Origin of the sequence: Arthrobacter sp. MYb227, from assembly GCF_002975435.1 — a bacterium.
Lineage (GTDB): Bacteria > Actinomycetota > Actinomycetes > Actinomycetales > Micrococcaceae > Paeniglutamicibacter.
Genome location: NZ_PCPT01000002.1, coordinates 421,471 through 435,081 on the forward strand (window position 1 = coordinate 421,471; position 13,611 = coordinate 435,081).

Here is a 13,611-nt window from a genome sequence, read left to right on the forward strand (position 1 = left end):
CGGGACTTAGAAGGAATAACATGCTTCAGCAGCAAACTATCAGTATTGAATTAGGCCAAGGTCTTCAGATCCCTGCCTTGGGGTTGGGCACCTGGCCGCTACTTGGGGAAGAAGCCGCAGATTCGGTAGCCCGCGGTATTGGTCATGGTTACCGGCACCTCGACACAACGGAAAAGTACGGCAATGAACAGGCCGTGGGCGAAGGTATCCGGCGTAGCGGCGTCGAGCGCTCCGAGCTGTGGGTAACCTCCAAGCTCTCACTTGCCGGGCACTCACGTCAGGGCGCCGAAACCAGTTACGTTGAGGCGCTTGAACGTATGGGTCTTGAGTACCTTGATCTATTCCTGATCCATTGGCCCAACCCAAGCGTGGGGCGCTACGTTGAAACCTGCGAAGGGCTCGAAGAGCTTGTGGCTTCCGGCCGTTTGCGTTCGTGGGGTGTCTCCAACTTCAAACCCGAACAACTGCACGAAGTCCTCGATGCGGGTTTGGTACCAGCGGTGAACCAAATCCAAGTCGATCCGCTGCACCTGCAGCCCTTGGTCATCGCGGCAAATGAAGCAGCGGGTGTACACACTGCGGCCTATTCACCGCTGGGTCGGGCCGGAGATTTCCTTCTTGATCCCGCCTTGACTACGCCGGCACACAAATATGCAAAGACCCCGGCCCAGATTGTGTTGCGCTGGCACCTGGATTCCGGACGTATTGCCGTACCCAAATCGGCGAGCGATGTGCGTCAACGGGAAAATCTCGACATCTTCGACTTTGCGCTAGAACCCGCCGAACGTGCAGCAATTGACGCACTTGATAGCGGAGCTGGCCCACGCCTGGACTCGAATACGTACGGCCACTAGCCGACCCGCGACTGCAAGATTTATTTTCACTTTGAATCGAATGGAAACAATAATCATGAGTACCACCCCATCCACACCCACCGAGGTTGATGTCATAGTCGTTGGCTCCGGCGCCGGAGGACTTGCCGCTGCGGTGACCGCTGCTTACCACGGCCTCAAGGTCGTTGTCGTGGAAAAGGCCAAGGCCTGTGGTGGCGCCACCTCATGGTCCGGTGGTTGGGCCTGGACACCGGGCAACCCGCTGGCCAAGGCCGATGGTGTTGACGAAGATCGTGAAGAATTTCGCAGCTACCTGCGCAACCGCATCGGGGAACGCTACGATGCACAACGCGTTGATGCATTCCTCGAAGCCGTGCCGCATATGGTCGGCTTCTTCCAGAACCACACCTCCTTACAGTTCACCCCTGGTGCGAAGATCAACGATATTTATGGAAACACCCCGGGGGCCGGTACCGGGCACCGCTCGGTGGGACCGGCACCGATCAACGCACGGAAGATCAAGCCCGAACTGCGTGCCAAAATGCGTCATCAGCTCTATGCCACCAGCTTCCTGGGCATGGGCATCATGGCAGGTCCCGATCTGACCAAGTTCCTTTCCGCCTCGCAGGGCTCGATTCCCGGACTGATTCACGCCGCCAAGCGCGTCACCACGCACGTCTTTGATCTAGCTGTACACCGCCGGAACATGCAGCTGGTCAATGGCACCGCGCTGACCGCTCGGCTCATGAAGTCGGCAGATGATTTAGGTGTTGACATCAGGGTTTCAACGGCTGCCCACAAGCTGATCACTAATGAGGCAGGATCCGTGATCGGCGTAGAACTGCGCGGACCAGAGGGGTCCTACACGCTGAATGCACGTCGCGGCGTTGTCATGGCCACCGGTGGCTTCCCGCAGAACCCTAACCGCCGTGCCGAACTCTTCCCGAAGACCCCTACCGGGGCCGAGCACTGGTCGCTGGCTCCTGCCGAAGCCAATGGATCGGGCCTGGACATGGCGTTGGAGGTCGGGGCAAAGTTCAACACCGATGTTGAATCGCCGGCGGCCTGGTGCCCGGTCTCATTGATCAAATACCCCAACGGTTCAATCGGCACCTTCCCGCACATTATGGACAGGGCCAAGCCCGGTTCCATCGGCGTTGTGGCAAGCGGCAAACGCTTCGTCAACGAGGCCAATGGATACTACGACTATGTTGATGCAATGATCAAGGCTACGCCCGAGGGACACAGCGTCCAGTCGTGGCAGATTGCCGATTCCCGTTTTGTGCGCAAATTCCCGCTGGGAATGGCCAAACCACTACCTGTGCCACTGACCCCATACCTGCGTAGCGGGTATCTGCTGAAGGGCAATACCCTGGCCGAGCTTGCCACCAACTGCGGTATTGATCCGGTGCAGCTGGAGCGCACCGTTGCCGAATTCAACGCCAATGCAATGCGTGGGGTGGATCCGGAGTTTGGTCGCGGTGAAACCCCGTTCAACCGTTCCGGTGGAGACCCCAAAAATGCCCCGAACCCGTCCCTGGGCATGATTGAGAAGGGGCCGTTCTTCGCGGTCAAGGTGGTGCCTGGTTCCTTTGGTACCTTTGCCGGCATCGACGTTGATGCCGCGGCACGCGTGCTCAACGAGTCCGGAGAGGTGATCGAGGGACTCTACGCGGCCGGTAACGATCAAGCAAGCATCATGGGAGGGCATTACCCTGCCGGTGGCATCAATCTGGGCCCGGCCTTGACCTTTGGATATGTAGCGGCTCGCGACATGGTTCAAGCAACGACGTATGAAGATGATGGTTCAGCGGTTCCGGCAAGTGAGACAACGCGCACGTAGCTTCACCTGCAGCAGTGTTCTTTCAAAGGCGCATCGGCAAGCCAAATTTTCGCGGGTTGCCAACGCAACGGTACCTCGGGATATGCCCTGTGTGCAGTGCGTGCGAATGTTACGGCACCTTTGTGGGATTTACGAACGATGAAAAGTGTTTGGCTCGGACGTCCGTGGCGAGCCCAAAAGTCGTCACTAGGTTCCTAATAGCCTTGTCAGAGAGACCTTTTAGAATGACGTAGGAACTCTTAGGAGACGTCCAGGCGGTGTGGAGCTCGAGGCTTGTCTGTAAACGGAGCACGCGCCACCCCTGTGCCTTGCGTCACAGAGGTGGCGCGTGCTAGGTTTCATTCTGTTCGATATGAGCACACATGTACGCATAGCGCACAATGTTTATCGAGTTAGGCCTGGGTGGGGGAGCACAGGGGGGATATCCGCCAGCCCCTCGCCAGCCCCCAGCGTTAGGCAATATCTACAGACACTTCGCGTCACTCACTTGCCGGTGACCACGACTCCAAAGGGTTCCATCATGAAGAAGACAATCCTCCGTTCCGCTGCACTACTTGCAGCGGGCTTGCTCACCGTCACCGGCTGCGCCGCCAACTCCAAGGCCGATGCGGCGGCGGGCGGGGGCTACCCGTCCAAAGACGTGCGACTGATCGTGCCCTGGGCCGCAGGCGGTTCCGGTGACCTGACGGCGCGTACCCTTGCCCCACTGCTGGAAAAAGACCTAGGCGTCAACGTGATTGTTGAGAACAAGCCGGGCGCCAACGGTTCGGTTGCCTACAACTGGCTGGCCGAACAGAAACCCGATGGCTACAACCTGTCCCTGATGGGCGTTGAGGTAGCCACCTTGCAATTCATGGACTATGACATCAAGCCAGAAAATTATGCCCCCATCGGGCAGGGTCTGGCCGGCCCGGGCGCTATTGCGGTTCCAATCGATTCCCCGTACAAGACCCTTGAAGATCTGGTCAGCGATGCCAAGGCCAAGCCCGGCAAACTGACCTTCTCTTCACCGGGTATCGGCTCGGTCTGGGATTCCCCGGCAGCAGGGTTGCAGCAGCTCGCCGACATCAAGCTGACCTCGGTCCCATTTGACGGTTCGGCGCCGGCGATTGCTGCAGCGGCCGCGGGCAAAGTTGATTTCTCCATCGATGCCATTGGTTCACAGAAGATTCAGGTTGATGGTGGACACCTGCGCTACCTAGCAATGCTCACCGATGAGCGCGATCCGAACAACCCGGATGTGCCAACTGCCCAGGAATCCGGTGTGGATCTGCAGAACGCATCCTGGGTTGGGGTGATGGCCCCCAAAGGCACCCCCGAAGATGTCGTTACGAAGCTCTCGGCGGCCATGGAGAAGGCAACCGAGGACGCCGGTTACCAGCAGGTCATTACCTCCTCGAACTTGGTCCCGACCTTCAAGAATTCCACCGACATGGCCACCTTCATCCAGGCCGAGGCCAAGCGCTACGGTCCTTGGATTGAATTTGCCAAGAACAACACCAAATAGTTCTGTGCCCACATTCGGCCATCCGAAGCTCAAGGGGAGGACAGCGTGACTGACCAACCACCGATCGAAACGATCGACCAAGAGGCGGCATTTGAGGCCGCACACCACCAAGAGGAACCGCTGGTCCGGGACCTTCCGGTACGCCTACGGGAATTAGTCTCCGTGGCTGCCTGTATCGGGCTGGGAATCTGGATCCTCGTCGCTGGCAAAGACATTATTGTGCGTGGTACCGCGGAGCTTGGACCGGTCTTCTGGCCCAACATGCTGGGTACCGGGCTGATCATCTTTGGCGTGGTGATAGTGCTCAATAACGTACTGCGCGGAGTCCGCAAGGCAGATGTACCGGAACGGATTACCGTCTCGGGTATTGCAATGTTCGGAATGACGCTTGCCATCGCGATTGGCTACCTTATGCTGTGGAACGTCTTGCAATTCTGGATGATCACCTTCGTCGCTCTTGCCCTGTTCACCCTGGTGCTGGGTGGGCGCTCGTGGAAGGCAACTCTTGCTTTCCCGGCGGTGACCACCGCCGTCCTCCATTTCCTGTTCATCGTTGCATTGCGAGTCCCGCTATGATCCCCATTTATGCTTCCCCGGTCACCGACGGTATTGGTGCCGTCCTAGCACCTGAAACCCTGATGACCATTGGCATTGGTATCCTCATCGGTATGCTCGTCGGAGCATTCCCCGGGGTGACCGCCACCATGGCCGTGGCACTTGCCTCAGGTTTCACGCTGACCATGGAACCCACCCAGGGTCTTGCAATGCTGTTGACCATCTACGTCGCGGCCCAATTCGGGGACCGGATCCCGGCGATCCTGATCAATACACCGGGCACGCCGGCCTCGATCTCTACAACCTTTGACGGCTATCCGTTGGCTCGCCAGGGCAAGGCCGGGTTGGCGCTGACAACTTCGGCACTGGGTTCGGCCTTAGGATTGCTCTGCGGCATCGTCATCCTTGCCGTAGCAGCGGTTCCGCTCTCCAGGTTCGCCATGCAATTTGGCCCCGCAGAAATGTTCGCCCTTGTAGTCTTCGGCTTGACCATGATGGTCGGTGTTTCCTCGGGACGCATCTTCAAGGGTCTGGCAGCCGGAGCATTCGGATTGTTCCTTGCAACCATTGGCCGCGACCCGATCACCGGAGACCAACGCTTCACCATGGGCATCCTGGAACTCAACGGTGGAATCCCCTTCATTCCTGTGATCATTGGTTTCTTCGGTCTGGCCGAAGTCATCAACCAGATCCTCACGCACCGCAAGAACAAGGGTGTGAAGCCGATCAGCCAAATGGGCCAGTGGATGCCTGATAAAAAACTGATGAAGCGCCTTGCCAAGCCCATGGGCATTGGAGCCGCAACAGGTTCGGTGATTGGATTGGTACCAGCGGTGGGCGGTGACATTGCCGGAATCATCGGTTGGGATAACGCCCGCAAAGCTTCGAAGATGAAGCACGAATTTGGCAAGGGCTCGATCGAGGGTTTGACCGCAGGGGATACATCCTCCACGGCGACCCTAGGTGGGTCCATCACCACCACCATGGCACTTGGCGTGCCGGGTGACTCGGTCATGGCAGTCATGATTGGATCGATGATGATCTGGGGTATCCAGCCAGGGCCGGGCCTGTTCAATAGCCACCCGGATTTGATCGCCTCGCTGGTGACCATCTTGTTGATCGCCACGGTGCTGACGCTGATCTTGAGCCTGCTGCGGATGAAGGGCGTCATCAAGCTCCTCGAGCTACCCGACCACTTCCTGTGGGTAGTCATACTCGTCTTCTGCATGGTGGGCACCTACTCGATCAATAACTCGGTTTTCGAGGTGTTCATGATGCTGCTCTTTGGCATGGTGGGCTTGTTCATGTTGCGTTTCGGGTTCCCTCCGGGCCCGGCGGTGTTGGGGCTCATTCTGGGACCGTTGGCAGAATCGAACTTGCGCCGGGCCTTGCTGACGGATGGCTGGGCCTCGATCTATACCAGTCCTATCGCGCTTGTCCTGTTGGTCATCGCGGTGCTGGCGGTAACCTTGCCGCCGCTGCGCCAGCTGGTACGCCGCCGCAAGGCAGCAAACGAAGGCATGCGAGTTCCAACGTTGCAGCCATAACGTCATGATCGGCATCAAGCAATTTGTGTGGGGATCATGTGGTGCGAAGCAAGCTCGGTAATTTAATGGCCTTGGTTGAATCTTCCCGAAGGTGGCTGCTTCTGAATCGGGATGACACTTATCGAGCAAACCACGTACAAATCAAAAAACGAGTGTGGCCGTCCTTTCTCCAAGAGGGCGGCCACACTCGTTTTTGTAGAACATGGGGGGAGCTTAGCACTTGTGGAAAACGGTGCTTGAATGGTGCGTCGTGAGTGTGTGCGGCAATGAGTGAAGGCGTTAGGCACGTCTACAAATAGCGACTGATGGCGATTGTCCCCAGTGGGGGTCCAAGAATTTCTGTCAGTTTCATGACCGCTCATGGGGGATCTTTTCCCCAGCGGTGATTGCCACCGACAGCCGGTTCCGAGCCGGCGGCAGCGGACAGGTAGCCAGATCGGTGAAGGCACAGGGCAGATTCACTGCGCGGTTGAAATCTAGGCTTACCTTGCCGTCGGGATCGGGTGCGTCAATGTGCAGCGAGCGGTTTGCCGCATAAGTCGTTTTGCCCGAGGTCGCATCGGTGAACAGGATTGTCAGTGAACTCTCGGTGAACCCGTTGAATGCAGTCAGCGTGTGGGTACGCCCGTAGAGCTCGAAAGTGACCTTACCGGGAGCTCGATATACGTGTTTGAGGCCTTTGATTACCGCGCCAACAGTGGTTTCGCGTGGTTCAAGAAACCGTGTGAAGGTTCCCTCAATAACCCAGCCGATATCTGGTTCAAAAGTTGGAACATCAGTGAAGCTTTGAAGCAGCGGGTTCTGTGGGTGGCGTGGACGCAGAATATATTTGCCTCCGCGTTTGGCTGCCTCAATGATGATTTCTCCAAGGCCCAAGGTAAAGCTGTCGCCTTCTGCAATGCTGCCAAGCTTATGTACCCCGGTAATTGCTGCGCCATTAAAGACGAGTGTTTCTACCCCGTTGAGTTCTACATAGAGCCAATCATCGTGTTCCCACCATTGGCCAGGAAGCCCAGCAAAGGCCTTAGCATCTCTGGTAATCCAATGTAGCGCCGTGACAGCCATGAATCCGTAGGGAGCAGAAAGGTCCTCCAAGCGGCGCTGGTGCCAGCTTCGCCACTGGGCGGCAAATTCCTGGTCTTCAGGGGTGCGGAAAACTGTGTCAGTGATTGTTGCAGTTGTCATGATCGTGTCCTTAGCTTCTTCCACGAGAGCAATGGGGGCGTTGGCTTCTAGGCGTGGCGTGGTGAACTATTGGGGCGTTGGGATTGCATGGCACGTAGTTGTTGAATCACTGACATCGTCGCACCGGGAAAAACTTACTGTCGAGTACCTGACGCGGAGCGGGTCACAGTGCTTGATGTGGAGTAATAGGGGGATTAGTTGGGCGTAACACATGGTGATATCGCGAGTTGTGAGCTTGATTGCTCGTCGAAGTGTTGCTTTTTGGGGGTACAAGTATTGTGCTGTCGCTTCCAAAAGGTAAGGCCATGAGTCCTGCTAGCAGTTGCTAGCCACAGTCTGGGATGCTCAATAAATCCTCAGCGCCTGACTCATGGCTGACAAAACGACAGCATCCCGTCACCCACATGTTGGAACTTCAGGGAAGTCTGCATGTAGGTGACGGGACGCGGCTAAAACAGGCTAGGGTCATTGGCCCGAAATATTTGCAACGCTTAGTTCTAGCTTGTGGGTGCGCTCCTGTCTGCGCCACGGCGACCGGTAACCCCCAAGGCTGAGCACGCCGGCACCGGCGCCAATAATGTGAATGCTGGTGGGGGTTTGGGCCGTTCCAAAAGGATGCCTTGAAGTGTTGGGTGCGGGCTCGAGGGTTTACTCGGGTGCCAGGATCTTAGAATCCTTGTTGATGGTTTCCTTGTTGAAGTACGGCTTGGATGCGGAGCACATACCCCAGATGAACATCGCCACGAAGCCAAGTGCTAGCGAACCGATGCCAATGACGAAGGTGGAACCGATGCCACCGATGGTTGAGAATCCGTAGTCCGGGTCGATCATATCGATGGCCGACTGGATGAAGGCCCACGCCATGAAAATTCCGCCGAGCAGCGGGAAGACAAGCCGGTAGAAGAAATTGCGTGCCGAGGTGAACAAGGAATCGCGGAAGTACCAGATGCAGGCGAAGGATGCCACGCCGTAGAAGACCGTGATGGCCAAGCCGATCGAGAGTATCGAGTCCTGCATCAGGTTATTGCTCACCAGGGACATGCCGGCAAAGTATGCGATGGAAATGATGCCCATCAGCAGCGTGGAGAAGGTCGGGGTCTGGGACTTTTCGCTGACCACCGCGAAGCGTGCGGGAAGTGCCTTGTAAATGCCCATGGCGAAGGTACCTCGGGCGGTGGGCAGGATCGTTGTCTGTGAGGAGGACAGCGCGGAGATCGCAACAGCAATGATCAGGAACCAGCCCCACGGTCCCATGGCTATTGCCGCAAGACCTGAGAAGACGTCATCGGCATGTTCCGGGTTGGCTAGTCCAACGCCTTCTTCGCCAACTCCCGCATACATCATCACTGCCATGGTGATGCCAACATAGGTGATTAGCAACAAGATGGTGGAGAGCAGTGCCGCGCGCCCGGGGGTCTTCTTGGGGTCCTTGGTTTCCTCGGTCAGCGCCAGACAGGTGTCCCAACCCCAGTAGATGAACAGGGCCAACATGATGGCCTGCACCATTCCCGAGCCGCTGGCCAGCATCGGGTTGAACCAGTCAAGGGAGACGGGAGTTGGGTTTGGCGCGGTGCCGTTGAAGTAGCCATACAGGCAGCCAATAATGAATGCGGCCATGGCCGCGTATTGGATGACCAGCAAGATGGTCTGGACCTTTTCGCCAAGTTCAACACCGCGCATCGAAACGTAGGTCATGATCGCGATGGTTGCCGATCCCAAGGCAACAACAACCATGCGATTTTCCACAAGCGACCCATCCCCCACTAGATGAAGAATGTAGATTGCGGTGATTTCCGCGAGGTTTGCCATCACAAAGATGCCAGCGACCGCTAGTGCCCAGCCGGAGAACCAGCCGGTGCGCGGTCCAAAGGCCTTGGCCGCCCAGGTGAAGACGGTGCCGCAGTCTGGAAGCGCGCTGTTTAGCTCGCGGTAGGCGAATGCAGTGAACATCATCGGAATGAACGCGATGATAAAGGCGATGGGTGCCTGAGCCCCTACAGCGTAGACCACGTAGCCAAGTGTTGCTGCGATCGAGAAGAGCGGTGCCGTGGAGGCTAGTCCGATGATCGTTGATCCGGTAATGCCTAGTGTGCCGGTGGCAAGTCCCTTGCCCGGTGACGTCTCCGGCGGTTGCCGGATGCCTGATTCTGGTGCGATGGTACTTTGCACGCTGGCTCCTCCACGAGAATGTGATCCGCCGCACTGGCGACTGTGAGCTAAAACCTACCAGCTGGTTGGTCGGTTCACAAAGTGATGCGTCACACGATCGCATAGAGGGTGTGGGAAGAGAGGTTTTAGGCAGCCGGAGAGGGGCTTGGCTGCAGCTGGTGAATCAATTCAAGAACCTGTTGGGCGGTCTCCGGGACCACAAACGGATTGCTGGGTTTTTCTAGGTCAAGCAGTGCATTGTGGTTCAGACCGTCACCGGCAAAAAGCACGAGCTTGGCAAGAGCCTCATTTTTGGTAGCCAGGAGCAAGGCTCCATACCAACCGTCGCGACAGCTGCGGAGCAGTTCGAGGGCTTCCTGATCCTCGGTTTGTGCCAGACGATAGACGGCATCGATGAGACGCTCAAGCAAGTTGTCCCGGCTCAGCGAAGAAACAAGGTAATACTCGGCGGCACTGGGCAGATCGGCCATCATCTGTTCGACCTCCGCTGCGGCTTGAGCCTCTAGCTCGGTGAAAATTCCCTGGCGCAGCGCCAACATATTGGGGAAGTGGTGCAGCACCCCGGCCTTAGAAAGTTTGCAGGCAGAACTGAGCGCTTCAAGGGTTGCGGCGCGCGTGCCTTGATGGACAAGGATATTGAGGTACGCGGTGAGAATGTTCGCCCGCTTGCCCTGTTCGGTCAGCATGGCACAATCCTACTCAGCCCGGCGGCAAATCAACCGTTGATGTGTTCAGCGGCGAGCAGTTCGTTCAATTCGGTGATTGCCGAAAGTGCAGCACCGGGTATTCGAGTTGAACGTTGATGGCTTATTCCTAAGGTGCGACGGACTGGCTACGTAGATCCTTTGGCGGGTCTGACATGGTTACATGTGAAAACCCTGAAAATGAGAATGCTCTCATCTCATTCTCCTTTTGATCTCATAACTCGTTCGTATGCTTTGTAACGAACCCAGATATTGAGAAGAAATTCGAAGGAGAATGAAATGTTGAATTTTTGGATTGCGCTCGCTGCAAACCTTGTAGCAATGCTTGTACTGGTCTGTGTGGTCTACTACCGCAGGCACTTCCGTAAGGACCTAGTCCTTGCCTTCTTCGCATTGAACATCGGCATCTTCGGTGTCACGATGCTGCTGAACGGTTCGGGTGCCGGAGCCGGGCTGGGACTTGGCCTCTTTGGAATCCTGTCCATCATTCGCTTGCGCTCGGATACCCTGACCCAGGAAGAAGTCGCCTACTACTTCATTTCGTTGGCCATTGGTTTGATCAACGGGCTGCACCCGGATCCATTTTGGCTCTCCCCAGCATTGAGCTTCGCCATGGTGCTTGTCATGTTCTTGGCTGATCACCCATCGTTTGCCAAGCGCACCTTCCGTCAGACCGTCACATTGGATAAGGCCTATGCACAACAGGACCAGCTGCACGCCGCCTTGGGCGAACTGCTCGATGCACGGGTACTGCGTACCGTAGTTATCGAGCTGGATTTAGTCCGAGACCTGACAATTGTTGATGTGCGATTCCGCCGCAATATGGCTTGCTCCCACACGGACCAGCTGGCCGATGCCCCGGCCATCGAATCCATCCCGGTGCTGGCCGACTCGAACTCGGGACGCTAAAAATGAGTGCCACAACAGTGAAGGAGATTGGTATCGACCCCAGCCGGTGCGCCAATGCACTGGAGGCTGCGGCCAGCGCAGCAACCCCCATTTCGCTTGAGGAAGTTGTCAGTGAAGCGGCACTGATGACCCGCGTTGATAAGAAGTTCTTGCTCACCGCAGGTGAATTCGCCGAGCTCATGGCACGGCTGGGTCCCGAGTTTAGGATCATGCAGATTGGGGAGCGCCGACTGTTCACCTATGAATCGGTGTACTTTGATACCCCGGAGCTGGAGATGTTCACCGCTCACAAGCAGAGCAGGCGTCGTCGGTATAAGGTGCGTACCCGCACCTACGCCGACTCCGGACTGTGTATGTTTGAAGCCAAATTCAAGGGTTTGCGCGGTCAAACCGTCAAACATCGTATTCCATACCAGTTACAAGAACGCGATTTGATTAACTCCGACGCCGAGCAGTTTCTACGTGATCAGCTACGTGAACAATACAACCAGGACCTCCCAATTCTGGAACCTGTCATGCGCAGTGATTACGTCCGCGGAACGTTCGTGAATCCAAGCGATGAGGAACGGCTGACTTGCGATGTGAACCTCGTATATACGGGTGATTCGGGAACCGTAAATGGGCCGGATCTCTTTGTTATCGAGACCAAGACGGCCGATGGCAAGGGCGCTGCCGATACAGCGCTGGCCCAGATGGGCATCCGCGAGGTGAGCATGAGTAAGTACTGCATTGGGATTGCCCTGCTACATCCACACCTTGCCGCTAATAAGTGGAGCAGGTTGTTGCGGCAGAAATTTGGTTGGGAGCGACTCTGAGCGTAGGTGCAGTAAATCGCTCGCGATTTTGCACCGGTGGATGTCATACAGCCTGAGCGCGTGAAGATACACGGCTAAAATGAATCCAAGAAACTGTACCGCAAATTGTCCTCGGTACAGGAAAGGATCTGAGCTAGATGCCCACAAGCATATTGCCAGTAGACAGCAGTCAGCCTCTGCTCCCGGGGATCATCGGGATGTCTGTACACACCGACTGTGTCTATCTGCAGGAGATTAATAGAGCCGGGCATTCGAGTTCTTCCGAACCGAGTATCAGCAACATGAAGCTCATTCTCCAGGGAATGGACTTTGAGCAGTTGATCTCGGATATTCAGAGGGGTCACCGTGGTGCGGCACAAGAGGCGGTGCAACAGGCTTTATCGGCAGTGCAGCGGGCAGGTGCGGATTTTCTTGTAGTCACGGCAAACACCGTTGGTGCCATGCTCGAGGAGATGTCCGAGGCCGTTGGTGTACCGGTACTTGATATCACCAAGGCTGTACTCGGTGAGGCTGTCAATCAAGGAATATCTCGGTTGGGGTTGCTGAGCACCTCGCAAACAGCTGAATCGGGAATCTACCAAGCCCGTGCTCTGGAATTTGATTGCATAGTCAGTACACCGCCAACGCAGATTGCTCAGGCAATCGACGAAGTAATCTTCCAGCGGTTGGTGAAAGGCATTCTGCGTGAACAGGACGCACAAACTATTATCGAGGCAGTCAGCTGGTTCAAGGATCAGGGTATCGAGGCCGTTATTCTTGGTTGTACTGATATGACGTTACTGATGCCGCAGCTTAAAGCCGCTGAACTTCCCCTGTTAGACAGCACGATAATTCATGCTCAGGCCGCATATTACGTAGCAACAACAGGTGACCTCGAGAGCTTTTGTGTGAGGTACCCGGCCTAACTAATTTTGTCTGTGGCATCAAACGCCACAGACAAAATTCCTTGATTTGGCAAACCTACGAAGGCAAATCAAGAGATTTTCTGCCCTGTTTCAGATCGCTCGGCGCACTCATGACAATGGTTCGACTTGGGGCTCGGGTATGCGTAGATTCACGCCGGCCCGTAATAAGCGCCGAGCCCAGAACCATTGCGCCCACCATACGGAGCTGCAGGAAGAGCTGCGGAGTGATTTCGATGCCGAAGGTGTCCGTGAAGTCGGCAGTGGCTGATGGCGCTTTGGTTAAGGCGCCAACGGCGAATCCATCCACGAAATTCACATAACGCTGGGATGCGGCGACTGATTCGAAGGATTTATCACGGAAAATCTTCACTGGAGAAGTCCTATCAGCACAGGCCTTAGACTCGCCGAAAACATGTTAGTCAGTTTCCGCACCCGAAGTTTAGTGCGTCTACCGGTAGTACGTTGATTTTCTTGAGGCGGGCGTTAAAGTGCTTGAGCACCGGCTGTTTTGCGAGGGAAGATCTCGCTAACTGCCGGTGCTCAACATCATTCGCACTACAAAGAGGTAAGAATGACTCTAAACGCCACTCCTGACTTCCCTATGTACGCAACCTTGATGTTTCCTGTGAGTGTGGCGGA

Annotated in this window: 12 protein-coding genes; 8 read left to right on the forward strand and 4 right to left on the reverse strand. The window is 56.2% G+C overall.

Going from position 1 to position 13,611, the window contains the following annotated elements; translation table 11 throughout:
• The first annotated feature begins 20 nt into the window (after positions 1 to 20).
• The 5 genes from CQ018_RS05840 to CQ018_RS05860 all read left to right on the forward strand — a co-directional run bounded on the left by CQ018_RS05840 (position 21) and on the right by CQ018_RS05860 (position 6,285).
• Positions 21 to 854: an aldo/keto reductase gene (locus CQ018_RS05840; protein ID WP_105549041.1), complete on the forward strand. Its 834-nt coding sequence runs from the start codon at positions 21 to 23 to the stop codon at positions 852 to 854.
• Between the two features lie 55 nt (positions 855 to 909).
• Positions 910 to 2,676, forward strand: a complete 1,767-nt coding sequence (locus CQ018_RS05845) for an FAD-dependent oxidoreductase (RefSeq protein WP_105549042.1) — start codon at positions 910 to 912, stop codon at positions 2,674 to 2,676.
• Between the two features lie 520 nt (positions 2,677 to 3,196).
• Positions 3,197 to 4,183: a tripartite tricarboxylate transporter substrate binding protein gene (locus CQ018_RS05850; RefSeq protein WP_181149753.1), complete on the forward strand. Its 987-nt coding sequence runs from the start codon at positions 3,197 to 3,199 to the stop codon at positions 4,181 to 4,183.
• A 45-nt stretch (positions 4,184 to 4,228) separates the two neighbouring features.
• Positions 4,229 to 4,759, forward strand: coding sequence for a tripartite tricarboxylate transporter TctB family protein (locus CQ018_RS05855; RefSeq protein WP_181149754.1), 531 nt, complete (start codon positions 4,229 to 4,231; stop codon positions 4,757 to 4,759).
• Entirely contained in the window at positions 4,756 to 6,285 is a 1,530-nt protein-coding gene (locus CQ018_RS05860; protein ID WP_105549045.1) for a tripartite tricarboxylate transporter permease, read from the forward strand. The genes CQ018_RS05855 and CQ018_RS05860 overlap by 4 nt, the downstream gene beginning before the upstream one ends.
• 348 nt (positions 6,286 to 6,633) lie before the next feature.
• Here CQ018_RS05860 and CQ018_RS05865 read toward each other — a convergent pair whose 3' ends face one another.
• From CQ018_RS05865 to CQ018_RS05875, 3 genes are all read right to left on the reverse strand, one after another.
• The gene (locus CQ018_RS05865; protein ID WP_105549046.1) at positions 6,634 to 7,470 is read right to left on the reverse strand and encodes a DUF1684 domain-containing protein; all 837 of its coding nucleotides are present in this window, start codon (positions 7,468 to 7,470) and stop codon (positions 6,634 to 6,636) included.
• 648 nt (positions 7,471 to 8,118) lie between these two features.
• On the reverse strand, positions 8,119 to 9,639 hold the full coding sequence (locus CQ018_RS05870; protein ID WP_258142411.1) for an APC family permease: 1,521 nt from the start codon (positions 9,637 to 9,639) through the stop codon (positions 8,119 to 8,121).
• 125 nt (positions 9,640 to 9,764) lie between these two features.
• The gene (locus CQ018_RS05875) at positions 9,765 to 10,325 is read right to left on the reverse strand and encodes a TetR/AcrR family transcriptional regulator (RefSeq protein WP_105549047.1); all 561 of its coding nucleotides are present in this window, start codon (positions 10,323 to 10,325) and stop codon (positions 9,765 to 9,767) included.
• Between the two features lie 297 nt (positions 10,326 to 10,622).
• On the opposite strand from CQ018_RS05875, the gene CQ018_RS05880 reads away from it, so the two are divergent.
• From CQ018_RS05880 to CQ018_RS05890, 3 genes are all read left to right on the forward strand, one after another.
• A complete protein-coding gene (locus CQ018_RS05880; RefSeq protein ID WP_105549048.1) occupies positions 10,623 to 11,252 on the forward strand; it encodes a DUF4956 domain-containing protein in 630 nt (209 codons plus the stop codon).
• Between the two features lie 2 nt (positions 11,253 to 11,254).
• Positions 11,255 to 12,067 (forward strand): polyphosphate polymerase domain-containing protein, encoded by an 813-nt coding sequence (locus CQ018_RS05885; protein ID WP_105549049.1) that lies wholly within the window; start codon positions 11,255 to 11,257, stop codon positions 12,065 to 12,067.
• A 197-nt stretch (positions 12,068 to 12,264) separates the two neighbouring features.
• Complete coding sequence (locus tag CQ018_RS05890) at positions 12,265 to 12,972, forward strand: aspartate/glutamate racemase family protein (RefSeq protein ID WP_258142439.1); 708 nt, start codon at positions 12,265 to 12,267, stop codon at positions 12,970 to 12,972.
• Between the two features lie 55 nt (positions 12,973 to 13,027).
• Here CQ018_RS05890 and CQ018_RS05895 read toward each other — a convergent pair whose 3' ends face one another.
• Positions 13,028 to 13,342: a hypothetical protein gene (locus CQ018_RS05895; RefSeq protein ID WP_105549051.1), complete on the reverse strand. Its 315-nt coding sequence runs from the start codon at positions 13,340 to 13,342 to the stop codon at positions 13,028 to 13,030.
• Positions 13,343 to 13,611 lie beyond the last annotated feature (269 nt).